This is a genomic window from Aureibacter tunicatorum, assembly GCF_036492635.1.
Classification (GTDB): Bacteria; Bacteroidota; Bacteroidia; order Cytophagales; family Cyclobacteriaceae; genus Aureibacter; species Aureibacter tunicatorum.
Map to the genome: position 1 here is coordinate 881,623 of NZ_AP025305.1, position 23,853 is coordinate 905,475.

Here is a 23,853-nt window from a genome sequence, read left to right on the forward strand (position 1 = left end):
TTTTAAAATGATTAATTGATATTTTAAATTCAGAGAAAAAAATTGTATTTTAATTTATTGGGTATAAAATGAAATGTATATGAATAGATTGATATTAAAGACGTTTGTTTTTTCTTTGCTGGGCTTGTGTATTTTAGTTGTTGCTGGGTTTAAGCTGAAAAAGAAAGAATTGTATGGCAAGTGGGTTTATGATTCCAGAAAAGGCGATATGTATATTTATAAAAAAGTGGATAGCTTGAAAACCAGAGGAATTGTTTTCGAGAGAAGAGGAAAGATGCATGAACGAAAAAACTCAGGTTGGTGCGGAACACCTCCAATTTCTTATGCCAATTATGATGGTAGTTGGAAAGTTCTCAATGATTCGGTAGTGCAAGTGAGTACAGCTTATTGGGGAGGAAAGCAATCGTATCAAATGGTTGTTAAAAGCGTGACAGATGACACATTAATGTTTCGCATGGAAAACGAGACCTTTGAAGATCGATCTCCGCGATAGAAATGATACCAAATTATCTTTTTATGGAATAAGATAGTGTTAAGTTTGTTAGGATAAAACTACATATAATCTTAATTCGTTTTTAGGATCTTAATGCACGTAAATTGGTTCTTTTGTCGAAGAAAACAATACCAAGTGTATTAGAGAACGATGAAATTCAATATCGCCATTCCGTCCGCGAAAACGGGGTTGAGAACCTCGATGTCGGGACATTCTGGGCATATGTTGCCTAAGGGAAATCCTTTCAGAAAAATTTTGGAATTTATCCAGAAGAAGAAGGGGAAAAGCTTAAAAAGAGAAGCTCACTTGTTGAGTCCAACTTATCAAGCTTATCTGGAATTGTCCAGAGGGAATCATAGAATTTGAAACTAGTCAAAGGCCTCCAAATGGAGGCTTTTGTTTTTGTTAGGGATTTTATTTTTAGCTAAGCTAACTTAATTAGTTTTTAATTGTTATTTTTGTTGAGTTATTAACTAATTTAATTAGCTATTTATCGTTGATGATCTCGTTTTACCAAATATGCAAAAGAGCAGCGCATAAAGTGACATTTGTCGCTGGATATGTGCAAGCGGGCATTCCGTCGGCGGTAGAGGATAGTTTGGAAGGATTGGTTGACTTGAATGCTGAATTGGTGAATAATGTGGAGGCGACATTTTATGTGCGTGTTGAGGGGGAAGCGATGAAAGATGAGGGAATTTATAGCGGAGATGTATTGGTCATAGATCGATCAATAATTCCCAAGGAGGGAGATGTTGTGGTTTGTTGCATAGATGGAGAGTTCATGGTCGATAGACTTTGTTCTAAAGAAGGTGTCTTGCAACCATTGATGAAGAAGAGAGGTTCTGTCGGAAGAGAAATGCCTGAAAAAGATGGCTTCATGATATGGGGAGTGGTTACTTACGCTATACATAAACAATTGTAAGCTTATGTATGCTTTAGTGGACTGCAATAGTTTTTACGCTTCTTGCGAGAGAGTGTTCAACCCTCAGTTGGAAGGATTGCCCGTTGTGGTATTGTCGAATAATGATGGTTGCGTGGTTGCTCGTTCAGCGGAAGCGAAGACTGTCGGAATTCAAATGGGAGTGCCTATATTCAAAATCAAAGAATTGGTTAAAAGGCATGATGTTCGTGTTTTTTCGTCCAATTATACGTTGTATGGAGATCTGTCTCAACGCGTGATGAATATTTTGAAGCGATATTCTCCCGATGTGGAGGTTTATTCCATAGACGAAGCTTTTGTGGGAATGAAAGGAATGGCACATTTGGAGGAACTAGGCAAATCCATGAAAGAAGCTGTGATGCGAGAAGTGGGAATACCGATTTGCGTGGGAATAGGAAAAACTAAAACTTTAGCCAAAATCGCAAATAGACTAGCCAAGAAGCATAAAGGTTTTGGAGGAGTATGTCTTATTGATGACGAGATTAAGAGACAAAAAGCATTGGAATTAACATCCGTGGAAGATGTGTGGGGAATAGGACGAAAACATGCCAAAAGATTGTCACTTCTTTCAGTGCGTACCGCAAGTGATTTTACGCATTTGCCTGCCCAGTGGGTCAAAAAGCACATGTCTATAGTTGGTTTAAGAATGCAGAGAGAGCTTCAGGGATATTCCTGCATTTCTTTGGACTTGGTAAGAGAAAGAAAAAAATCCATTTGTGTTTCAAGGTCTTTTGGCAAAGATATTCACACCTTGGACGAGTTGAAGGAGGCTTTGATGACGCATGTGATGCAATGCGGGATTAAAATTAGGGAAGAGAAAGCTTGCGCTTCGGCTTTGCAGGTGTTCGCAAGCACTAATAGATTTCGGCATGACAGGCCTCAATATTCAGGACAATTGACTGCAAATCTTTTAGTGCCATCGGACAGCAGTTTAGAGCTGGCAAAGTGCGCGGCGAATTTGTTGCAACGAATATTCAAGGAAGGTTACGGTTATAAGAAGATTGGCGTAGTCGCTTATGGCATTATTCCCAAAAATGAAGTGACGGGGAATTTGTTTGACGCTGTCGATAGAGACAAACATGAGTCTTTGATGAGAGGCTTGGATATGATAAATGCTAAATTTGGAAAGAGCTGTGTTCAATTGGCTTCGCAAGGATTCGGGAAAAAGGCTTGGAGTTTGAGACAAGAGCATCTTTCTCCATGTTATAGCACAAGCTGGAAGGACATGCTTGTGATAAAAGCGGATGCTTGAATTTTCATTATTTTTTAGATTGCCTTTCAATGATATTAAATTCTCCTAAGAATTCCTTTTATTATGTTTTTTAGCCAAATATAATGAAGAACTTATCCTATAATTATATTAATTTTAATATTAGGCAATAATTATGAGAGGAATATTCAAAATTTTAGTGCTGACAGTATTAGCTTTTGCCTGCAAGAGCACTCAACAGTCAGCGGGTACTTTGGAAAGCAATCAAAGTGAAAAGCAAGAGAAACAGGAAACGGAAGAAGGGATGGTTTTTCTTGAGTTGTATTTGAAAATGGAAAGTCAAACTGTTGCAGCCGAACTGAAGAGTGTTAAAACATCTAAAGGAAGGCTGAAAGGATTCCAACCATGGGAGAAAGTGTTAGATGGAGAGTATGGAGTCGAGGTATATGACGAGAAGGGAAGCACTGTGGCTAATTTATGTTTGGAGAATCCGTTGGAAGTTTATGTGGAGGCCCCTCACCCGGATGGACATTTCAAAAGGGTATTAGTGAAAAAAGATTCCACCAATATTTGGCTCAGATTGCCGACGACAATACAACCACATGCATTAATGATCTATCGTAAGACAAGGCAGGGCGACAAAAGACCTGTTTTGGAACGAACAATTCTGAAAATGGATTACTAACAAACACTGACTATATGAACAAAATCTACTTTATTTTTTTAGCAATGATTTTCACTAATCATATGGCTAATGCTCAAACTTTTGAGGTTGTTCCTATCCACGAAAGTGGCGATCGGAATGAATATATTAATTATGTTTTTCTGGGAGATGGCTATAGAGAGTCGGAACTAGATAAATATTTGGAAGACGTAAGAAAGGTAACGGAATTGTTTTTGGAAGAATCGCCATTTGTCGAATACAAAAACTATCTGAATTTTTATGCCATTAAAGTGCCTTCTAATGTTTCAGGAGCTTCAAGAGATCCTAATGCTTTGATTGATAATTATTTTGGGAGCTCTTATAATGCGTATGGAATAGAAAGGTTGTTGGTGCCGTATCGAAGCTCTAAAGTTTATGCTGTGTTGGCGGATAATATACCACAATACGATCAGGCGATTATAATTGTGAATGATGATAAATATGGAGGCTCAGGCGGAGCTCTGGCTACTTTTTCGACTAATGCGAGCGCGGCAGAAATTGCTATACATGAAGTTGGACATTCTTTTGCCAAGCTAGCTGATGAGTATTGGGCAGGAGCGGTTTATGCGACGGAAAAGCCGAATATGACAAAGAATAATAATGCAGAGACTGTCAAATGGAAAAATTGGTTGAACGATAGTTTTGGCGTTGGCATATATGCCCATTCAGGAGATCCTAGTTGGTATAAGCCTCATCAAAATTGCAAGATGGAGTACTTGGGACGTGATTTTTGCGCGGTATGCAAGGAGACCTTTGTGGAACGGTTTCATCAATTAAGAGGCCCGCTTTTGTCATACATGCCATCGAATATTGAAGTGTTGGAATTGGCTTCTGATGAGAGCCTTTCATTTAGATTGAATATCATAGCAAATCAACCCAATACGATTAAGACAGAGTGGAGATTGAATGGGGAGTTGATTGATAAAAATATGTCTGAAATAATTGTAAACGCTAATAATTTGATTGAAGGAGAAAGCAAGTTGACAGTAACGATAGCGGATACAACGGCCTTGAGCAGAAGCGGCAGTCATTTGGCGGATCATTCTCAAACATTGACTTGGACCTTGATGAAACAGGCGACAGTGTCATTTTCAGTGGAAGTCATGGACTTAACGTGTTATGGGGAGAGCGATGGAGTGGCCATATTGAGTTCCGAGACTGCTCTTGACGCTTATGAGTTTTCCATTGACGGTCTGAATTTTCAAGCAAGTCCCGTATTTGATGGATTATCAAAAGGAACTTATGAAGTCTCAGTTAGGGAAAAAAATGGCGAAGTGCTGGAAACTATCCCGTTTGAGTTGAAAGAACCCGCGGAAATTGATGTAAACTTGGAGTTGACTCATTTTACAGAAAATAGCTCTGGAAGTGTCCATATGGAAATCACAGGAGGAGCGGGCGTCAAGTTGACACGTTTGGATTCGAATGGATCGTTTGAGGATGAAAATTTGTATCAAAACTTAACTGCGGGAACTTATTTGTTGGAAGTTAAAGATGAAAATGAGTGCCTTAAGACATTGAGTTTTGAAATAGAAGATCAATCTCAAATATTGGGAGTGGAAGAGGAAAATACGCCAAAAGTATATCCAACCGTATTTGACAGCAAGGTTAATTTGGAAAATAGTGATCAGCTGGAAAGTGTGCGGCTGATGAGTCAAAATGGAATACTGTTGCAAGAATGGGAAACAGTAGAATTAAGATCGGTGCTTGAAGTTGGCAATATAGAAGCAGGGCTTTATTTGATTCAGTTGAGGGAAAAATCCGGAAAAGTGAGAACCCAGAAAGTTGTGAAAAAAGGCAATTAGAAGTCAGGCAATAACCACAAAGAAGCAATCGAAAGATGAAGTTTTTGTGGTTATTCTTTACAATTAATTTTCTTCGGTGAGTGGACCGTTGCCAAAAGACTGAACGACATAGTTGCGGTATTTGGCTTTTTCATTTCTGTAAAATCCCACGCCCATTTCAGTAAAAGTAGCATTCAAGATATTTTTTCGATGCCCCAAATTAGGCACGCCCATATCAATGATTAATTGAGCGACGAATAATTTGGCAGCGCCAATAGGCTCTTCCCATGCATTTTGAAGATCTTTATTCCCTTGCTCGATAAATCCGACAGCGATATTTTCACCTGCCCAATAATCATAGCCTACAGCTTCGCTTCTTTCTTGAGGACTTCCATTTTCATCATGTCCCAGCACATTGTTGTCAGCGAGATATTTGGAATAATAAATGGATGCTGTTTCCAGCAGCTCATTGTCGACAAGAGGAGAAATAGCTTCGCGATTCATCAAGTCCTTGTAAGCTCCATTGTCTTGCTTATTGTCATAATATGTTTTGAGGACTTCTTCGGCATATTTTTGAGGCTGGGTTCTGGCCAAGTTTACTTGTTTGAAAAATTCATCTTTGAATATTTTCTTGTTTTGTTCAATAGCATTAGTGGCTTCGGCTCCAGTGCAAGAGCTAAGGCTGAGTGATAGTAAGAGAAAAAGGATAAAAAAAGAATTTCTTTTCATATGATTCAAACTTATTGATGTATTGTAATTTTTAAATCTAATAATAATATTCAAATCATTCTGTTTGATACGAAATTATGTTATTCTTTCCGATGCTTGGGGTGGATTTGTCTAGATTATTATGGGTTTTGTTATGATCATAAATGAAAAATGCGATGAATTATTACTCATCGCATTTCATGTATGGAATTCTTAAGAAACGTTTTCAGGCTAGTTTTTATAATACTTTTTCTTAAGCCAGAAAGACATTCTCACTAGCAAGATTAAGGCAGGAACCTCCACCAAAGGTCCAATGACACCGGCAAATGCTTGTCCGGAGTTCAATCCAAATACAGCGATAGCTACTGCGATGGCCAATTCGAAGTTGTTGCCGGTAGCAGTGAAGGAAATTGAAGCGTTTTTGCTGTAGTCGGCTCCAAAAGCTTTGCTGGCGAAGAAGCTAATCAAGAACATGACAATGAAGTAGATCAACAAAGGAACAGCGATCAACAGCACATCCATTGGTATCTGCACGATAAGCTCTCCCTTAAGCGAGAACATCACAACGATAGTAAATAGCAATGCGATAAGCGTGATTGGAGATATTGCCGGAATGAATTTATTTTTATACCATTCTTCTCCTTTGGCTTTCACTAAAATGATTCTGCTTAAAAATCCTGCAAGGAAAGGAATACCAAGGTATATCGCCACGCTCTCGGCTATTGTAGCGATGGAGATATCCACTATAGCTCCTTCAAATCCGAATAAAGGAGGCAATTTGGTAATAAACAACCAAGCGTAAAAGCTGTATCCGAATACTTGAAATATACTGTTCAAGGCCACTAAACCAGCGCCATATTCGCTGCTGCCCTCAGCTAGGTCATTCCACACCAATACCATGGCAATGCATCTAGCCAGTCCAATAAGTATCAATCCAATCATGTACTCAGGATAGTCTTGCAAGAATGCTATGGCTAAGAAGAACATTAGAAAAGGACCTACGATCCAGTTCATCAATAGCGATATGGACAGAATTCTAGTGTTTTTAAATACTTTGGGCAGAAGCTTGTAGTCCACTTTAGCCAAAGGCGGGTACATCATCAATATCAATCCTATGGCTATCGGTATGTTCGTAGAGCCGGAACTGTAAGAATTGATATAAGTGGAAATTTCAGGAAAAGCATATCCTAATCCGACTCCAATGGCCATGGCCAAGAAGATCCATAGTGTTAGGTAGCTGTCTAAGAAGCTTAATTTCTTTTGCATGATAGGCTATTTAATGATTTTTGAAAAAACGTATGTCATCTCTTGGCCAATCTGGCGAGATGTTTCGTCATATGCTTCGTCTTGTTTTGGTGTATTGTCATACGCCTTGGGATCGTTGTATCTTACAGGAATACGAGTAGCGCCAGGAATGAACGGACAGTTTTGGTCCGCGTCAGAGCAAGTCATCACTGCGGCAAAGTCACCTTGAGGGTTGACTGGATTGTTGTATGTTTTGGAAAATAGAGTAATGGATTCTTTGCTAAAAGAAGCCTTGTATTTGGGGTTCTCGTTGTTATCCATTTTTTCAATTTCAAATCCAGCACGCTTGGCAGCGGCTACGGCATTTTCATTGAAGGCAGTTTCTTCTGTACCACCTGAAAAGCAGTTCGCTTCAATGCCAAAATATACAGAAGCTGCTTTTGCCCATAGTTGAGATAGCTGGCTTCTGCGAGAGTTATGCGTGCAGATGAAGTTGAGATTAATTTCAGCTTTAGAGTCGACTCTTGACTGGATATAGTCAACAAGTGTATTTAGAACATTCTTGCGATCGTCGCTAATTTGGATATCAATATAGCTTTTGATCGCATTTTCTAGTTTGCTTTGTGCAGTGCTCATATTTAATTTTCTGTTAGTACTTTAGTCGGCATAAATTTCTCTATCGCTCGCCTGATTGCAGTTGACGATAGTTTAGCAACATCCGGAATTAGGCGAGCAAGTTGGTTGTTCTCCCAATCTGACTTTGATCTTTTTCTTAGGAAGCTTTTCTTCAGGAATTCCGCATTGATCCTGGGCAAGGCAATTAGTGTTTTTGTTTTCAAGGACGAATTTTCCATCGATGAATTCCAAAGCGTATTTGCCTATTGTATTTCCTTGATATTCCACTTCAATGTCGGCGTCCTGCAACTGCAGTTGCTCTTCCGATACTTTAATAATATCCAAAAGCTTGCTAGGAGATAGTCTGTGATCGTAATCCTCAGCATGCCACAGTTGAAAGTTGACAAATACATCTTCTCTTACTGTTCCTCCACAGTCGATGTATTTTTTTGATACTTGGCCCACTTCAGTAATATGGAAGTGAGGAGCTATTGGATTTCCAAAGCTGTCGCTGAAGTTGATTTCGTTTATTTGGTCAAGTATGTTTTTGAATTCTGCTAGTCTCATGATTGTTTATGTTTTATTGCAATATTACGATGATTGTTTTCAAATTTTTTTAACAGCATTCCTTGGAATTCGAGGGAGCAAGTGAGTCCAATCTTCCAAAGAACTCGGCATAGATATTTTTCAATTCTTCCCAACGATCACGATTGATACAGTAGCTCATAGAAGCGCCTTCGATCGTGCCTTTGATGATGCCAAGGTTTTTAAGCTCTTTCAAATGTTGGCTAATAGTGGCTTGGGCAAGACCTAGCTCCTGGACCAAGTCACCGTTGATGCAAGCGTCAGCTTCCAACAAGTGATCGATGATAGCTATGCGAGCGGGATGTCCCAAAGCTTTGCAGATGCAAGCGATCTCGTTTTGGCTTTCAGAAAATAACTGTGTCTTGGTGATTCCCATATGCTTTTTTAATATTATATCGTAAAATTGCGATGAATGTTGCTCAATTGCAAATTTATTTGCTTAAAAGTATCCAGGAAATTGCAGGCAGGGCATTTAAGCCCTGCGAAATGTATCTAATTGGACAAGCGCTTGCTTATTCCATCCCACAAATTGATTCTGTGCTCTAGAGCCAGCTGAGCTGTTTGAGAGGCTTCCAACCATTTGTTCGAATCGTTTCCGCAGAGTTCTTCCATCATTTTTAATGAAAGTGGTCCATGTTCGTCTCCATCCAACTCTATGTGACGTTTGAGGTAATACTCCAATCTGGAATGTTGCTTGCCTTTAGCTTCGCTTTCTCTGATGATTTCCATAAACATGTCGGGAATGATATCTTCTCTTCCAAATGTAAAAGCGGAGGCTATTTTGTGGATTTTTCCTTCCTTGATTATTTCAAAAGTAAACCTGAGAAAATTGGCTACTTCTTCGAACAAGACATTTTTATCAATGCTATCTTCTAGGCTTTTGTTATTAATAAGATCTTCCAAAAGACTGTTGATGGGAAGAGTATCTGCTCCAGTCTCTCGCATTGCGTCAAGGTACATTTCATAATGACTTTTGGGCAGTCCTTCAGAGTCCACATCCGATTCTTCTCCAAGCACAATTTCATTGATGAATCGAGCGGTAACAGGATTTTTTGCGGGAATCCAAGGGATGCTATTGCAAGTGAGTTCGAATTGCAGGGCCTTGAGCAAAGACATGAAATCCCAGACTGCGAAAACATGGGATTCCATGAATGTTTTTATATCATCAAGGGAGCTCAATTTGTTGTAAAGCGAGTGATTGGTCAGCTTTAGCCTTAGTGGAATCAGGCTCTGTTCAAGTTTTTCAATTTCAGACATAGGATTCGAATTTAGTATGATAGCGCAAATTTAGTCATAGACTGAGCTTTTGAAAATATCAGAGCATGAAAATCCTCAATCTGATGGATCTGCCAAAAATTTGCAACGATTGAAGCTGTAATAAAGCGTATGGATCTTGTCTTTATAACTTTCAAAAAGAGCTGATTTCTTTTTGCTTTGCGCATGAGTGGAGAGGAAGTCTAGCTCAAGCAAAATCTTTCCTAAGTGCATTGAGAACATGTCAGGTGCCGGCATCTTCATGTCAAGATAAAAGGCTTTTTGAATGGAAAGAAGCATTTCGCCAAAGATACGGTCGGATTCTTTGTCCATGTTATCGAGAACTTTTTGAGTAAGAGGCAGGGTATGGGACCTTGTTATTGCTAATAAAGTTTCATCCCGAAATTGCTTTAACATATGTTCCATTCTTTTCAATACAGCATCGCAGTTTGGCAGACCGAATGTCAAAGTAGCACTAGTGTCTAGCGGTCTTGTGACTAAGAAGTCCAAATGCTCTCTGAGAGCTGTTTTTTGCAGATCTAAGGATTTCGCCACTCGATGAGTGATAGCATTGCCTTTTGTGTCGAATTCAAATGCATCATGAAACGACTGATCGCTTTCCATACCATACATTTCAAAGTGAAAAAGGCTGGCAGGATCCTCTGGCAAAATCTCAAGGTTGGATTCTTGTTGAAAACTTTTTGCGGCATGAAGCAATTCTTCGGAAGCTCTTCCATTATCCACAATTGTGTGCATAAGTCTGTCGATAAAGGCAATTCTATCTGTGCCTGCTCGTGGAATTTTAAGTTTTTCAGACTCAAGCAGTGTTTTTAGCTCTTCTTGAAGCTCTTCACTGGCTAATAAAAATCGATTAAAGGCGGCGATTAAAGTGTTTTCGCCTTCATTGACGCGGTTGAAGTTTTCGAGAGTCACATAGTCTCTTCCAGATTGGCAAACAACTCCCGCATAGTGAAAATTCCATCGGCTTTCCATCCATTGTCTTGGTATGAATACTTGCTCAGGACAAGCAGTGTGATATTTACTGTAGACGCTGGACCTATTGCGAACTTTTTCCATATACTCATCCATATCCTGATCGTGGTAATAATCATCAGGAGGAGCAAAACCGAGTATTCTGAATGCTTCTCCTACTAGAGGGTGGGTATGGGCGTTTACTCCCAAACCATCGCAAATTTCAGGGTTGTATTGCGGAGGACCTGATTGCACTGAAACCAAGGCTTCGGGATAGATGGTGAAATTTTCGTAGTTTTCCAGCTCGTGATAAACAGAATGAGGGCTTAAGCTCGACTGGTAAGTAAGCAATACGGAGAGCAGTTCGGAAAATTTGGAGCTTTCGGTTGGAATGAATGGAAACACTTTGCGAGAATCCGTCGAGCCCATAATGACGCAACCCGTTGGTGTGGAGGTATTGCCTATGATTTCATTAGCAAAATGCTTGCAATCAGAAGTCGATCCAATAGATGAGGCTTTTTCTCCATCATATGAGGCGAAAACTGCCCAAAGTTCGTGCATTTCGCCTTCTAGATCGGGCACTGAAACTTTATAATGAGGTTCGCTGGCAAGCCTTAATCGGTCGGTTTTTTGAGCCAATGCTGAATTGCTTTTTGCAACAAGTTTGGGATGCGCGTAGAATAATTTTTTATGCTTGGGACTCGCTTCAATAGCCATTAATCCAGAGTTGGCGACTTTGAGCAACGGAAGGTCTTTGGTAGAGCATGGTTGTTCTGTCTTTTTGTCCATTTCTACGGAAGTCATATCATGCTCGACAGTATTTAGAAACAGGTCCACACCTTCTTTTTTATACGTTTGTTGTTCGTCCACATAAGCGCCGAGATGAGTTCGGGATTTGATATACTGATTGTGAAAGAAAAGCTCTTCACTTTGAAATGCGTATTCGGAGGGTGAAACAAGGCGATAGCATTGCAAAGGCATTTTTTGCAAGCCCTGTCTTTGGCTATGTTGACTTCGGGAAATGTCCTTATGAGAAGAGTGTTTATACAGCATTTCAAGAATTAAAAAAGCTTAAGACAGTTATTGTTTGCCTTATTTATGGGATCATTGATACAACTTGCAAAGCATATTGATTTATAAAAGTCATTATCGTTAATTTGAGTTCTGGCTTTTAATTGAGATCAAATGAAAAATTATAAAAGAGTGTTGAGTATTGCAGGCTCTGACAGCGGTGGTGGCGCAGGCATTCAGGCGGATTTGAAAACCATTTCGGCTTTGGGATGCTATGGAATGACAGCGATTACAGCAATCACTGCGCAAAATACTCAAGGAGTCTTTGCGATACATCCTATTCCAGCGGAAATAGTTGTAAAACAAATTGAAGTGGTGATTGACGATATTGGTGTGGATGCTGTGAAAATAGGAATGTTGCATAGCGCGGAACTGATTGAAGCTATAGCTGATGTGCTTGAAAGGAAAAGTGTGGGAAATATTGTCTTGGACCCTGTAATGGTGGCTACAAGCGGAGATCGGTTGATACAAGAAGAAGCGGTGAATATTTTGAAGAGCAGGCTTATTCCTTTGTCAACGGTTTTAACACCGAATATGCCTGAGGCTGAAGTTCTGTTAGGGAGAAAATTGGAAAACGATCGGAAAGATTTGTTGTCGTTGAGCGAACTGGGAGCGGGAAGCGTCTTGTTGAAAGGAGGGCATGGAGAAGGAGAAATATGCGCGGATTGGTTTATGGATGCCTCAGGAAAAATTCTTTCATTCCAAAATTCTAAAATTGACACTAAAAATACTCATGGCACAGGTTGCACATTGTCCTCAGCTATTGCTTCGTATTTGGCTAAAGGCATGACTAAGGATGACGCAGTGGGTTCAGGAATTGAATATATTCATCAGGCGATTAAGCAAGGCGCTGATTATAGGTTGGGCCAGGGGCATGGAGCGGTCAAGCACTTTTATTTATACAAAAATTGGGATTGATTTGAAACGAAGCCGAAGGTAGTTGGTTGAATGCTTAGATGGCAATTCAACATAATCCATATGAACAAGAATCCAGAAGCTTTAAGCCTTTGCAAGCCTCCAGAGCAGGGAAGTCTGTCATGCCACCGCCGATAATGAATGAAAATGAAGTGGTTCAGCGGGCTGTTGGCTTTGAAATAGAATTGGATTATAATCCATATTGGAACGAGGAGCATATGGATGAATTGAATAAAGGAAGAGTGTTTCCTAAAGACTCAAAATTTCCAATGTTCAAGAAAGGCGATGTCCTTCTTAAAGGTGATGGATTTGAGTTGCAGACAGATATTTCATACGATAACTTTATTCCGTATTTAGAGCTTGTGACCGATCCATTTGAAGAATCTCTTTCTGGATATCATAGGATGGGAGAAACTATGATGAGAATGATGAGCTTTATGGAAGAGGTATATAAAGAAGCTAGAATACACTGGTATAATTTTAGATTGCCGGCTAAAGCCAAAGCTTTTGGAAATATACCTCCTAAATTTGAAAATTTGGTATTCAAATTAGGCAGAGGAAGTATCAGCTCGGGTTTGTTTCAAGCTACCGCAGGGATTAGCTTGTCTGCTATCAGTGACATTTTTGAAGATTTGGCGGAACCTAGAGCGGAAGAGTCTGAAGAGTTGAAGCAGAAGAGAAAAGAAGGACGAAAGTTCTTGATTGACTGGCAGGAAGATGTGGAATATGATGAAGATTATTTGCATAATGCCAGAGCTTTTAGGCATGTGGCAGATGTCGTAAATGATTTGCAGATGGAGTATGGTTTTGACGCAAGTTTAGCGGGCTTGTTGAAGATGATTGGTCAATATTTTATCATGGGCAATGAAAGGATGGAGAAGTACCCTAAATCCATGCCTTCTATCTTGGCAAGAACAGATTTCTCATGTCTTTTTGAAGAAGCAACGAAATCGTGTGATTCTGTTCGGATTCAATCTATATGGATGTCTATGATTGAATCTCTTAATGATCGATTGAATATTGGCCCGTTAAGTTTGCCTTTATACAGGCATGGGATTTATTTGGCAAAGAAATGCAAAAAATACTATTCAGGCAAAGAGCGCTTGTTGGACGTAATGACTAGAGAGCGTTGGGCTATGAAAATCGCTCAAGGAAGAGATGAGCTAACAGAAGCATTTTTTCCTGTGCCGGAGGCAAAAGAGGAGCTGGAGTCTATGGGGGCAATGGGAAATCATTTGGATAATTTGGACCCTCTCGGATTGGAAAAAGTCCCGGTATTTGAGCTTAGAGGATTTACGCACAAATTGCCTTATTCCATTTGGGGAGAATTTGCTCATACTATTTTCAAATGGGTCGTTGCAAAAAATAAAGGCAAACAAGCTTTTTTTAATGACAATGAGACTTGTAGCTAATCGTAAAGGAACCAGCTGTCAAGCTAGACCTTTGTTGCCTAAAAGCAATAAGGGAAAGTCATCCATGCCTCCACGTTTTGATTTAGGGTCAAAAGGACAAGTTTTACAAAGATCTATAGGCTTTGAAATCGAGCTGGATTACAATCCATATTGGAATGAAGAGCATCAAAAAGAGGTTGTCGAAGACAAGGTATTCCCCTTGGAGTCTAAATTTCCAAATTTTCATAAAGGAGATATGATTTTCAAAGGTGATGGGTTTGAGCTTCAAGTTGATTTAGCTTATGATAATTTTGTTCCATATTTGGAGATTGTTACTGATTCCTTTGACGAGACCGTTAGTGGTTTGCACAGGTTGAATGAAGCGATGTCAAAGGCTATGTTGTTCATGGAAGAAATAGTCAACGAGGCTCGTTATCATTGGACTAAATTTCAACTCACACGCAAAGCGAAGAGCATGGGGCATTTGCCTACGAAGTTTGAAAACCTCATATATAAGCTTGGTGGGCATGGTCGACTGGATACGGGAAGCTTTCAAGCAACCTCTGGAGTAAGCTTGTCAGCGATGAACGCTATTTTTGATGATTTGGGAGAACCTCGGCAAGATGAAACGGAGGAGCTTAGAGAAAAAAGAAAGTCAGGCAGAAAAACTTTGATTGACTGGGAGGAAGGAGTTGAGTATCGAAAAGGTTATTTGCATTGCGCGACAGCTTTAAAGCGTGTGAATGAGGTGGTTGATAAGGTTCAACATGAATACGGTTTTGGAGCTTCCTTGTGCGGTTTGCTGAAGATAATCGGGCAGTACTTTATTTTAGCCAATGAGAAGCTGGATTCATATCCTAAATCCATGCCTTCGATACTTGCAAGAACCGATTTTGCGAGCATGTATCGATTTGTAAGCACACAGACTTCAGACGCAAGGTATTTAGAAGATTGGCTCGCGATAATATCTCAAATGAATGACATGTTGGGTATAGGACCGATGAACTTGCCATTGTATAGCAAGGGAATATATAATAGCTGGAGAGCGGGTAAGTATTATTCGGGCAAGCAAAATATATTAGACGTGTTGACAAGGGAGCGATGGGTGCGCAAAATATCGGAAGGAAAGGATGAATTGACCGAAAGATATTTTCCAGATCGAGAAGCTGGCAAAGAACTGGAATCGATGGGTAGAATGCATGATCATATGGATGACTTGGATCCTTTGGGATTGAGTAAAGCTCCGATATTTGAATTCAGAGATATTGATAAAAGAATTCATTATACCGAATGGCAAAGTTTCGCTCAGGCGATGTTTTTATGGGTACAGGCTAAAAACAATGGACAAGAAGCATTTTTTAACGATAAGAAAGGGCAATAGACTTTGAGTTTATAAAATAACGCAAGGGTTCTTTTGAGGTGGATATTTTCTACCGCTTCGGATCATAGACAATGATCTGTACCAAACTGGATTTTTTTGTATTGAAAGGTATTTTCGTCGTGGAAGATTATGCTCGATTCTGAGACCGTTGTCGCATTCTTCAATGATTCTTTTCCAATGATCCGGGCCCCATGTCATTTTTTGTTCAAGAGGCATAGTGGAGTAGGCGCTTCTATTTAAACCATGACGTTGCGCGTCAACAGCTGCATATAGCATATTGGCATATCTGATAAATGAAGGAGCTAGAACTTCTCCGCCCTGTTGATCCGAACTGGATATTAAATCTATATTTTCATAAACATTAACTTCTCGGGCTTCAGGGTTTTGAGAGATTCCTTTGTCTCTTGCATGTTCAGAGATTTCAGCCAATTCTCCATCCGGAGCTCGTTTTTTGGCCATTTCGCTGACTTTTTTTTCGCTGCGTCGCATTGACATCGAAAAGGCTAATTCTCTCACATCGATACCTTCTTCGGCGGCTAATAGCCAGTCTTCGTCAAATGCTGAAACCTCAGCCTCGCTCCAAACATGGGGAAGGAATATGCTCTCCAAATAATTGTAGAATGGAAAAGCGAAGAAATCGTTTCCTTCGCCTGCTTTTCTCAACATTCGATTGTTTTGGCCATAGTTCAATGATCTCAGCGATTGAATATAAAGCTTGTGATCAAGATGTTCTATGATATTTCTAAGCAATACTCTTCCTGTGGAACTGGTCATGAGTTGCGCATGCAAAGTGTGCACTCTGCTTTTGAAGTCACCTACGCCTTTTTCCAACATTTCCTCGTCGTACCATTGAGCTCCTTTGACCACTAACTTGTCTCCTTCGATTATCTTGGCCCAAAGTTCTTCAAGTTCTTGCCTGCTATTGGGATCATGTCCTCTGGATGTTGAGGAGGCTTGGGCTTCTTCTATCATGTCGGGGACGTATGGCAATATTTTTTGTTCCCAAAAATGAATCATTAGTCTTTCAAGCTCATTTTGAGAATCATTCAACAGTTTTAACATGGCAACAGCATGCGGAGGCAGAAAAAATTCTTCTTCTCGTTTTTTCCCGCGAGATTCATACTCAACAGTAGCCTTGGTATAACCTTCAGGAAGATGAGGGTTCGAAGCTGACTTTTTGAAGAAATGAAATTTGTCATTCCAACGATAAATTTCGTGTTGAATCTCGTATATGATTTTATTTTTTGCCCTCAGTTCATCGGGGCTTAATCCTCTGATATGCTCAAACTCATCCAGTAGATGTTCGATATGCGGTAAGAATGGGTTGCGCTGGTAATCTTCTTTGCCTCTGACTTTCGCATGGTGCCTGAAAAGCTCTTTGTGCATCAAGCATTGAATGGTTTGTTGAGAAGGAGGCATGCGAGAGCATCCATTTTTAGCTTTTGAAAAATTGGAGTTGCTTTTTTTTGCTTGTATTGATTCAAAATGGAATGATTGAGTCAATTGTCTGATGGTTAAACTATGCAGGCGGTTTTTATTAATAAAATTCTAGGACATGATTTGTTTAGAATATTAATGATGTAATACTTGATGAGTGCTTTGTTTAATATTAAAGCAGTGTGTCTTATTGTTGTATTTTCTAAATAATTCAGAGGACGCCCAATCACGCCCTCAAATATGAGTTTCACTTAGAGTTCAACTTCCAAAAGGTTGGTTCGAATAGCATCTACTTCCTCGTCAGTCAGGTGAAGACCTGTGCTTAAGTAGTTGTCGAAAGTGCCGTAATTTTCTTCTATGGCTTTGAATGATGATTTGATTTGTTCAGTATGGGCTCCATAGGTTGGGCGCAAAGACATAATATTGGTGGCGTAAGCTTTTTTTAGATTTTCGTATCCGTAGAAATTTGTCATCAGGTAATCGTCCAAAATATCTTGCTCGGATAGTCCTAAGGTTTTTAGAATCAGAGCTGAAGCGAAGCCTGTGCGGTCTTTTCCTCCTTGGCAGTGAAATACGATAGGGAAATTGTTTTTATCGGTTAGTAATCTCATAAAATCCCCAAAAGCTTTGTTATGATTTAAGGCGAAAGAAGCGTAACGCTCTTTGCGCAGAGGCCTAAGATTGATATTCAGATCTTTAAGTATACTGTCAACTTTGGCGTATTCCTGATTGATAAACAAGTCTCGAATTTTTCCCTTTGAGGCATTGTCGATTAGGTCTTTGAATTTTGATGGATCGCTACCTACTTTGATATGATGGATTTGTTGAATAGAAGAAATTTTCTTGTCTGGATAAGCAATGATTTCTTCTTCGCTTCTGAAGTCCACAATGACTTTAGGCTCTAAGCCTTCCAAGTAAATCGAATCTTCTGTGCTGAGCTTGTAAAATGCATCGGAACGAAATAGGATGCCTTTTTTTATCTTGATTTCTGAGTTTTTTGATATGAATATTTCCCTGAAATTTTCCAACCCGTCAAATTTTTGGGGCGGAGTGATATGATCGCAATTTGAAGGAAGTTCTATGCCGAAGGTATCTTGGCAGGCTTCGTGTTCATAGGTGATCGTTTTATTTTCCATCTGAGGAGTCTCAGTGATAGAAGCTTGTTTGGTCGCTTTTTTTTGTTCACAGGCTGTTAAAGATGCGATGAATAGGGTTGCTTTTATGAAATGCTTTATTTTTTTCATAGTGTCTGATTTTATGAATAGGAGGCGAAAGTGTGTTTCGACTCCATGATGATTGAATTCAAATGTTAGTTTTGAGGTTTCTGAAGCAGGTTTTGTTGGATTGACTGGATTTCTTGTTCAGTAAGTTTGAGGCCTTTTTTCAAGTAATTGTCGAAGGAACCGTATATCTCGTCGATCTTTTTCATCGAAGCCATGATCTGATCCATATAAGCGCCATAAAAAGGGTATAGGTTTTCAGGACTCGCTTCAAAAAGCCATTGTATCTGTTGGTATTTGTAAATATTAGTAGCGAGGTAATCTCTCGTGAGCGATTCAAGTTCGAATCCTAGCATGCGTAGCAATATCGCTGAGGCAAAGCCTGTACGGTCTGTACCGCCTTGGCAATGAAAAATCATCGGAAGGTTTTTCTCATCGGCAAAAATCCTCAAAAATGCGCCGAATTGCTCATTGCCTTGCGTGACAAAATCTTCATAGCTGTCAATGTTAAGTTGCATGACATCCAGATTTAAGCCAGTCAACAAGCTGTCAACTTTCTTAAACTGGCCAGACATGAACCATTCCATCATTTTTGCATGATCTTCAGGACTTAATTTTCCTCCAAACTTATTTCCCGGATCGCCTATAGGTAAGACTTGGGTATTGGAAACAGTATTGATTTTCTTGCTGGGCTTTTTGTCTATTTCTTGTTCTGTTCTGAAATCCACAATGGTTTTGATTCCTAGTTCTTCTAGTTTTTTGATATCTGAAGCACTTAACTCATTCAGGTTGTCGGAACGATAGACTTTATTTTCTTTCAGCAAGATATTTTCTTTAGAACTAGCTCCCGGAATCCTGAAGTTTACAGCACCTTCGAGAATTTTTTCTACTTTGACAGGTTCGCAGGGTACATTGATTCCTAATTCATCACGACAGCCGTAAGTAGCGCGGGTGAGAGTTTTTTGAGGAGAGTCATTTTCATTGATAGCTCCATTGCCTTTGTAGTTTTTATTGAGAAATATTCCTGTGCCCAGAACGCCCTTGTTCCAGTTGGGTTGCCAGCATAGGGGAGTGGATTGTCCATGCGCTCTGTCGACTACGCGCACGTTGATTCTTACATCTTTCCAGTCTCCATTTTGTCTTTTCTTGATGACTTTTTTAGGAAAACGGAATTCTGCTTGATAGCCTTTTTCTGTTAGTGTGTATTTTCCGTCAGCATCTTTGGGCAAAATGATTTTGTAGGCAACATCGCCGGATTCTCCCGTAATCGGCATAGCCAATACAGTCCATTCTCTTCTGATAAGTCCGGCATTGTCTCCGCTATTGAATGCGCTGACCGATCGATCATTATAGTCAAACTGAATCATGATGGATTCGGCATTGGCCAAATCTTTTCCTCCCGAAAAATCAATAATGGGGTCAATTACATTCACTCCGAAATAAAGAAATTCTCCCTGATCAACAACACCAAATTCATAATGCATTTTTGTGTTTTGATCTGGATCAGAAACTTTGAAAGGCAGGCTTTCCCATTCATCCATCTTGCCATCCACTATGATTTCATTTTTGTTGGAGGAAAATTGATGCAAGGTCTGAGGACTGAATTTTATCATTTGATTCCATTGGTTCGCAACATTTTTCAAGTCGGTGAATTGTAGAGAAGTTTCGAAAGCCAAAGGCGATAAATTTTCGTAATTGATATGCTTGGTTACATTTACGGGTATTGCAATGCTCTTTTTGGTATTGGCAGGTACTACTTCATGTATTTCTACTATTGAAGGAAAAATCTCCGCATGAGCATAAGCTTTCATATCGACTTTCAACTCATAGTTTTGGCTGTTATCCAAGACTAATTCAAGAGCTTCGAGCTGATAGTTTTCGTCTTTGTATTGAGGAGTGAAATATACAGGAGGCCTTTGTTCCAGTTTGGCAAAAATCTCGTTGGATTCTTCCGTGACAAAATCATGTCTTTGAATGCCATCTAATAAAATATTGCTGATGATGGGTTTCCCGTCTTTAAATTGTATAACAGTAAAGTGATCCACTTCTCCATAAGCTTTTCCACGCATGTTGCTTCCTCCGCCAGTAGTGCCGAGCGTGATATAGTTGGCCTCGTCAACGACATAGCTTGTGTAGTCATGAATGTGACCTGCAAACGCTGTATGCTTGAAGTTTTTTAAAGAGGAAACCAATTTTTTCCAGTTGCCTGACTTTTTTTGAGTCCATAAAGGCTGATGCATGAAAAGAAATACCCACTTGGCATCTTTGTTTTGTTTGAGCGCTTTGTCAAAATACTCGAATTGCTTTTTGCTAATTGAGCCGTAACCTTCTTTGCTGTATTCATCTTCAGAGTTCAGGCAAAGGAAAAGAACATCCTGATACTTGAAATGATAATAATCCGGACCGAGTCTTTTGTTCCATACTTTTCCCATTTCAGGGTTAGAGTAGTCATGATTTCCTGCCACATAAAAGAAAGGCATATCGGCATGATTAACAAATTGATCAAACTCATTCCATTGATCATTAATTTCTTTTTCGTCAGTGGTATATCCCTCGATCAAGTCTCCAACACTGACAATGAATTCAGGCTGTATTAGATTGATTTTCTCGATTCCTTTTTTGAAAACCCCAGCTCGATGTCCGCCAGTACGATCGGAAACGATGGCAAACTGGAACTCTCCGTCTTTATTTTTTTCTTGTAAAGCAGTATGTGGTTGCGAAGTGTAGTTACGATAATCCACAGAGATTTTATCTTGAGCCATAGACCATGTCAGGCTGTATATCATTGCAAACAGTAATAGAGTTCCTTTAAGAAAATAGGATCTTTTCATATTATGATTTATTAGAAATAGGGTAAATAGGTTCGGTATTGAGCCCATTCAGAAGTGATGATTAATTAAAATTTATAGTTCAATCCGATTTGACCTCTCATCGAATAGTACTCAACTTGATCGGTTCTTTGCTTATTCGTGCCATGGTAATACCTCAATGGCTCGTTGGTCAGATTGTTGACTTCGAGAAAGATTCTGACTTTTTCCGAAAAGGAGTATGAGGCATTAAGGTCGACAGTGAAATTCTTGTCGTAATACCTGAAATGCTGATCGCCTCTCGAATTGAAGTTGTCGATGTAAGCGCCTTTGTAGTTTCCGGCAACGCGCACAAGCACATTGTCCTTTTCATAAAAAAGACTGGTATTGAATGTATGGTCAGGTTGTTTGGGTAAAGTCTGCTTCGTCGTATTGGATTCCAGCTGTCCCTGATCATTAAGCGTTGAGCTCGTGATATCCGTTTCAGATTGGATAAAAGTATAATTGCATTCAACACCCAATCCACTTAAAAATCCCGGAAGAAAAGTCAGCCTCTTACTGAAAGCTGTTTCAAATCCAGCTACCCAGCCATCTGAATTTTTGAATTCAGTCATGACTACATTGCCCGTTTGAGTATAGTAGCTGTAAATGACATTATTGAGTTTTTTGTAAAATACACCTCCTGAAAAAAGCCCGACATCCTTGAAATAGTATTCTCCAAGCAAATCAAAATTGTGGGAATATGTCGGCGTAAGGTCCGTATTTCCCTGAACGATATTAAGCATTCCGCCGGAAAAAGAGGAAGAGGCTCCCGGATTGAGCTGACCAAAATTCGGACGGGCTAAGCTTTTGGTATAAGACAAACGGATATTAGCATTATCTCGAAGGGCATATTTTAAATGCACCATTGGCAGAACAGAGATGTAGTCGGATTTCTTGTCGGTATGCTTGGCTTTTTCACCTTCTTCGCCCAAAGAAGTAGATTGAATTTCGATAAGCGTCATTTCTCCTCTGGCTCCCGCAAGCAATGAAAGTTTGTCGGTCAGTTGCCAATCACCTAAAGCATATACAGCAAAAACATTCTCTTTTGCAGTAAATAAATTGTCCTTGTCAGAAAGTGTGATTTGATAATAATCAGCTCCTGTTGGAGTGCCTTGCCCATAGTACAAAGCCATAAAGTCTTTTTCTATTTCAGACTGATTGGCTACATTCGGATTTTTTAAAGCGTCGGCAATAAGTTGGTTGAAAGCTCCTTCCGTAATTTTTTGATCCAGTAATAAATGCTCATAAGGAGTGTCTAATTCTTCAAGAAAGTTGCCTTTAGAATCGAAATTTTCCAGTTCATAATCACTCAGAGAACTTTTGGGTAAAAATGGAGAAGTGACACGGTACTGAGAGTTTTGAGTATAGCTTTTTTCCTTAAGTTTCATCTTAGCGCCAAATTTATAGCGAGACCTGTCATTAGGTATATATTCGAAATTGAATTGTCCGACATGGTCAGTTTCTTTAGTTTCCCTGAATTGTTGAACGATCAGGTCCAGTTTGAGTGCATCCGGATCCATTTGTTGTTCAGAAGAAGGCAGGAAGGCGTCACCGCTAGCGCCTTTTCCGTTTGGCGAATCAAAATCCCAATACATAAGCGTGTCCGAGGAAAGATTAGAGTAAGCCATGTCCTGCGAGAATTGAGCGACCTGAAAACCTTTACGCTTGCCGTTTTCATCTTTATCTCCACTTGTTACAAATGAGTTATATGTGGCATATTCCCAATCCAAATGAAGTTTAGGGTTCAGCTGATGTTTCCCTCCCAGATTTATTCCCCATAAAGTGGTATACATGATGCCATCTCTGGCAGATACCAAAGCTTTTCCCTGATTGGAACGAGGAGTACCCAGCTCTGGGATTTCAGGCATCTGGTAGATATGATCCCATACGAATTCTTTATTGGCAAAGTAATCATAAAGGCCTCCTAGGTAGATAGTATGATTTTCATTGAATTCATAATCAAACATTGCATGCGTTCCCAAAGTGGTACGACGACCTTCTTGACGCCTGATTTCCTGTTGTTGTATAGAGAATTGCTCGTTAGGAGTTAGTTCTGGATGCCCAACATTATAGACCAATTCATAACTTTCCGAAGCCCACTGTCGGTCCCAAATCGAAGCGGAAAGAATGTATCCGAATTTTCCATGACGATCGCCATAAACTAATGATCCATTGTAGCTAGGCTTTTCACTTTGTCCATGATAGCCAGTAGCCATACTTGCATTGAAGAGCTTTTCTTTCGGAGCATTGCGGGTTGTGATATTGATGGACCCGCCAATAGCATCTCCTTCCATGTCTGGTGTGAGTGTTTTAGATACGGCTACATATTCGATTAATTCTGAAGGAAATAAATCCAAAGAGACATCTCTTGAAGATGATTCGTTGAGATTTGTCGCCGGAAGTCTGTTGCCATTGATCAATACGGAGTTCCATTCAAGCGGAGTGCCTCGAACGCTTACGCCCTTTCCTTCTCCCTGGTCTCTTTCGATGACCACTCCTGGAATTCTTTGAATAGCCTCCGCGGCATTTCTGTCTGGAAGCTTTCCAATGCCGTCAGAAGCTAGAACATTTTGTATGTTTGTCGCTTTTCTTTGAATCTCGAAAGCTCGCTGTTGAGAAGGATAATAAGTTCCGCTTACAATAATTTCATTCAGTTCTTTCATAGATTGCTCCATGAAGATGATACCTAATTCATAATCTTTATTTTCATTAATTTGGAGTTCTTTTTCCTGAGTTTTATAGCCTACAGAGCTAAATTGAAGGATGAAAATTCCTTTTTCGGATGACTTGATTATAAAATTTCCATCGATGTCTGTGATAGTTCCTTTGTCGGATTTTAAAAGACTCACAGTGACTCCGGGCAGGTTTCCCGAATCATCTTTGACTGTGCCGGAAATCGAAATTTCCTGAGCCATTGCATTGTCAAATATTGAAAGCATCAGCGTGATGATTGATGAGATCAATAGTAGTTTTCTGTACATGGTTTTGTTTTTTTTGACAATGCTATGGCGTTTCTAATTTTATTTCGTTCGAACTAATTTTTTGCTACATAATAATGTGCGAACCAATCGGTTGGTGTTTGT

General features: G+C 39.7%; 20 protein-coding genes. 9 read left to right on the forward strand and 11 right to left on the reverse strand.

The annotated features are described in order from the left end of the window. Positions 1 to 79: 79 nt before the first annotated feature. The 6 genes from AABK36_RS03830 (at position 80) to AABK36_RS03855 (ending at position 5,148) form a co-directional block, all read left to right on the forward strand. Positions 80 to 493, forward strand: coding sequence for a hypothetical protein (locus AABK36_RS03830; RefSeq protein ID WP_309937704.1), 414 nt, complete (start codon positions 80 to 82; stop codon positions 491 to 493). A gap of 150 nt (positions 494 to 643) precedes the next feature. Then, complete coding sequence (locus AABK36_RS03835) at positions 644 to 859, forward strand: hypothetical protein (RefSeq protein ID WP_309937705.1); 216 nt, start codon at positions 644 to 646, stop codon at positions 857 to 859. A 133-nt stretch (positions 860 to 992) separates the two neighbouring features. Further along, on the forward strand, positions 993 to 1,415 hold the full coding sequence (locus AABK36_RS03840; RefSeq protein ID WP_309937706.1) for a LexA family protein: 423 nt from the start codon (positions 993 to 995) through the stop codon (positions 1,413 to 1,415). A 4-nt stretch (positions 1,416 to 1,419) separates the two neighbouring features. Then, positions 1,420 to 2,685: a Y-family DNA polymerase gene (locus AABK36_RS03845; RefSeq protein WP_309937707.1), complete on the forward strand. Its 1,266-nt coding sequence runs from the start codon at positions 1,420 to 1,422 to the stop codon at positions 2,683 to 2,685. Between the two features lie 133 nt (positions 2,686 to 2,818). Then, positions 2,819 to 3,328 (forward strand): hypothetical protein, encoded by a 510-nt coding sequence (locus tag AABK36_RS03850; RefSeq protein ID WP_309937708.1) that lies wholly within the window; start codon positions 2,819 to 2,821, stop codon positions 3,326 to 3,328. Positions 3,329 to 3,342: 14 nt separating this feature from the next. Continuing rightward, positions 3,343 to 5,148 carry a M64 family metallopeptidase gene (locus AABK36_RS03855; RefSeq protein WP_309937709.1) on the forward strand — a complete coding sequence of 602 codons (1,806 nt, stop codon included), beginning with the start codon at positions 3,343 to 3,345 and terminating at the stop codon, positions 5,146 to 5,148. Between the two features lie 63 nt (positions 5,149 to 5,211). On the opposite strand, the gene AABK36_RS03860 is transcribed toward AABK36_RS03855, so the two are convergent. From AABK36_RS03860 to AABK36_RS03890, 7 genes are all read right to left on the reverse strand, one after another. Then, complete coding sequence (locus AABK36_RS03860; protein ID WP_309937710.1) at positions 5,212 to 5,856, reverse strand: CAP domain-containing protein; 645 nt, start codon at positions 5,854 to 5,856, stop codon at positions 5,212 to 5,214. A gap of 210 nt (positions 5,857 to 6,066) precedes the next feature. Beyond that, positions 6,067 to 7,101 carry an ACR3 family arsenite efflux transporter gene (gene arsB, locus AABK36_RS03865; RefSeq protein ID WP_309937711.1) on the reverse strand — a complete coding sequence of 345 codons (1,035 nt, stop codon included), beginning with the start codon at positions 7,099 to 7,101 and terminating at the stop codon, positions 6,067 to 6,069. Between the two features lie 6 nt (positions 7,102 to 7,107). Next, on the reverse strand, positions 7,108 to 7,716 hold the full coding sequence (locus AABK36_RS03870; RefSeq protein ID WP_309937713.1) for an arsenate-mycothiol transferase ArsC: 609 nt from the start codon (positions 7,714 to 7,716) through the stop codon (positions 7,108 to 7,110). 72 nt (positions 7,717 to 7,788) lie between these two features. Then, positions 7,789 to 8,262, reverse strand: coding sequence for a DUF6428 family protein (locus AABK36_RS03875; RefSeq protein ID WP_309937714.1), 474 nt, complete (start codon positions 8,260 to 8,262; stop codon positions 7,789 to 7,791). A 49-nt stretch (positions 8,263 to 8,311) separates the two neighbouring features. After that, a complete protein-coding gene (locus tag AABK36_RS03880; protein WP_309937716.1) occupies positions 8,312 to 8,656 on the reverse strand; it encodes an ArsR/SmtB family transcription factor in 345 nt (114 codons plus the stop codon). A 116-nt stretch (positions 8,657 to 8,772) separates the two neighbouring features. Next, positions 8,773 to 9,537 (reverse strand): DUF3050 domain-containing protein, encoded by a 765-nt coding sequence (locus AABK36_RS03885; protein WP_309937718.1) that lies wholly within the window; start codon positions 9,535 to 9,537, stop codon positions 8,773 to 8,775. Positions 9,538 to 9,612: 75 nt separating this feature from the next. Next, positions 9,613 to 11,559: a hypothetical protein gene (locus AABK36_RS03890; RefSeq protein ID WP_309937721.1), complete on the reverse strand. Its 1,947-nt coding sequence runs from the start codon at positions 11,557 to 11,559 to the stop codon at positions 9,613 to 9,615. A gap of 132 nt (positions 11,560 to 11,691) precedes the next feature. On the opposite strand from AABK36_RS03890, the gene thiD reads away from it, so the two are divergent. Genes thiD through AABK36_RS03905 form a run of 3 tightly spaced genes read left to right on the forward strand, consistent with a single transcriptional unit; the run spans position 11,692 to position 15,264 of the window. Further along, the gene (gene thiD, locus AABK36_RS03895) at positions 11,692 to 12,495 is read left to right on the forward strand and encodes a bifunctional hydroxymethylpyrimidine kinase/phosphomethylpyrimidine kinase (RefSeq protein ID WP_309937722.1); all 804 of its coding nucleotides are present in this window, start codon (positions 11,692 to 11,694) and stop codon (positions 12,493 to 12,495) included. 38 nt (positions 12,496 to 12,533) lie between these two features. After that, entirely contained in the window at positions 12,534 to 13,904 is a 1,371-nt protein-coding gene (locus AABK36_RS03900; RefSeq protein WP_309937723.1) for a hypothetical protein, read from the forward strand. Further along, on the forward strand, positions 13,888 to 15,264 hold the full coding sequence (locus AABK36_RS03905; protein ID WP_309937724.1) for a hypothetical protein: 1,377 nt from the start codon (positions 13,888 to 13,890) through the stop codon (positions 15,262 to 15,264). Before AABK36_RS03900 ends, AABK36_RS03905 begins: the two co-directional genes overlap by 17 nt. A gap of 9 nt (positions 15,265 to 15,273) precedes the next feature. Here AABK36_RS03905 and AABK36_RS03910 read toward each other — a convergent pair whose 3' ends face one another. The 4 genes from AABK36_RS03910 to AABK36_RS03925 all read right to left on the reverse strand — a co-directional run bounded on the left by AABK36_RS03910 (position 15,274) and on the right by AABK36_RS03925 (position 23,751). Beyond that, on the reverse strand, positions 15,274 to 16,767 hold the full coding sequence (locus AABK36_RS03910) for a hypothetical protein (RefSeq protein WP_309937725.1): 1,494 nt from the start codon (positions 16,765 to 16,767) through the stop codon (positions 15,274 to 15,276). Positions 16,768 to 16,952: 185 nt separating this feature from the next. Beyond that, on the reverse strand, positions 16,953 to 17,945 hold the full coding sequence (locus AABK36_RS03915; RefSeq protein ID WP_309937726.1) for a tyrosine-protein phosphatase: 993 nt from the start codon (positions 17,943 to 17,945) through the stop codon (positions 16,953 to 16,955). 65 nt (positions 17,946 to 18,010) lie between these two features. Then, positions 18,011 to 20,752, reverse strand: a complete 2,742-nt coding sequence (locus AABK36_RS03920) for a tyrosine-protein phosphatase (protein WP_309937727.1) — start codon at positions 20,750 to 20,752, stop codon at positions 18,011 to 18,013. Between the two features lie 65 nt (positions 20,753 to 20,817). Beyond that, on the reverse strand, positions 20,818 to 23,751 hold the full coding sequence (locus AABK36_RS03925) for a TonB-dependent receptor (protein ID WP_309937728.1): 2,934 nt from the start codon (positions 23,749 to 23,751) through the stop codon (positions 20,818 to 20,820). Positions 23,752 to 23,853: the final 102 nt, after the last annotated feature.

Excerpts from the sequence above, each read along its gene's own strand:
- AABK36_RS03830 (WP_309937704.1), top strand. The coding sequence starts at position 80 with ATGAATAGATTGATATTAAAGACGTTTGTTTTTTCTTTGCTGGGCTTG.
- AABK36_RS03835 (WP_309937705.1), top strand. The coding sequence starts at position 644 with ATGAAATTCAATATCGCCATTCCGTCCGCGAAAACGGGGTTGAGAACC.
- AABK36_RS03840 (WP_309937706.1), top strand. The coding sequence starts at position 993 with ATGATCTCGTTTTACCAAATATGCAAAAGAGCAGCGCATAAAGTGACA.
- AABK36_RS03845 (WP_309937707.1), top strand. The coding sequence starts at position 1,420 with ATGTATGCTTTAGTGGACTGCAATAGTTTTTACGCTTCTTGCGAGAGA.
- AABK36_RS03850 (WP_309937708.1), top strand. The coding sequence starts at position 2,819 with ATGAGAGGAATATTCAAAATTTTAGTGCTGACAGTATTAGCTTTTGCC.
- AABK36_RS03855 (WP_309937709.1), top strand. The coding sequence starts at position 3,343 with ATGAACAAAATCTACTTTATTTTTTTAGCAATGATTTTCACTAATCAT.
- AABK36_RS03860 (WP_309937710.1), bottom strand. The coding sequence starts at position 5,856 with ATGAAAAGAAATTCTTTTTTTATCCTTTTTCTCTTACTATCACTCAGC.
- arsB (WP_309937711.1), bottom strand. The coding sequence starts at position 7,101 with ATGCAAAAGAAATTAAGCTTCTTAGACAGCTACCTAACACTATGGATC.
- AABK36_RS03870 (WP_309937713.1), bottom strand. The coding sequence starts at position 7,716 with ATGAGCACTGCACAAAGCAAACTAGAAAATGCGATCAAAAGCTATATT.
- AABK36_RS03875 (WP_309937714.1), bottom strand. The coding sequence starts at position 8,262 with ATGAGACTAGCAGAATTCAAAAACATACTTGACCAAATAAACGAAATC.
- AABK36_RS03880 (WP_309937716.1), bottom strand. The coding sequence starts at position 8,656 with ATGGGAATCACCAAGACACAGTTATTTTCTGAAAGCCAAAACGAGATC.
- AABK36_RS03885 (WP_309937718.1), bottom strand. The coding sequence starts at position 9,537 with ATGTCTGAAATTGAAAAACTTGAACAGAGCCTGATTCCACTAAGGCTA.
- AABK36_RS03890 (WP_309937721.1), bottom strand. The coding sequence starts at position 11,559 with ATGCTGTATAAACACTCTTCTCATAAGGACATTTCCCGAAGTCAACAT.
- thiD (WP_309937722.1), top strand. The coding sequence starts at position 11,692 with ATGAAAAATTATAAAAGAGTGTTGAGTATTGCAGGCTCTGACAGCGGT.
- AABK36_RS03900 (WP_309937723.1), top strand. The coding sequence starts at position 12,534 with ATGGCAATTCAACATAATCCATATGAACAAGAATCCAGAAGCTTTAAG.
- AABK36_RS03905 (WP_309937724.1), top strand. The coding sequence starts at position 13,888 with ATGAGACTTGTAGCTAATCGTAAAGGAACCAGCTGTCAAGCTAGACCT.
- AABK36_RS03915 (WP_309937726.1), bottom strand. The coding sequence starts at position 17,945 with ATGAAAAAAATAAAGCATTTCATAAAAGCAACCCTATTCATCGCATCT.
- AABK36_RS03920 (WP_309937727.1), bottom strand. The coding sequence starts at position 20,752 with ATGAAAAGATCCTATTTTCTTAAAGGAACTCTATTACTGTTTGCAATG.
- AABK36_RS03925 (WP_309937728.1), bottom strand. The coding sequence starts at position 23,751 with ATGTACAGAAAACTACTATTGATCTCATCAATCATCACGCTGATGCTT.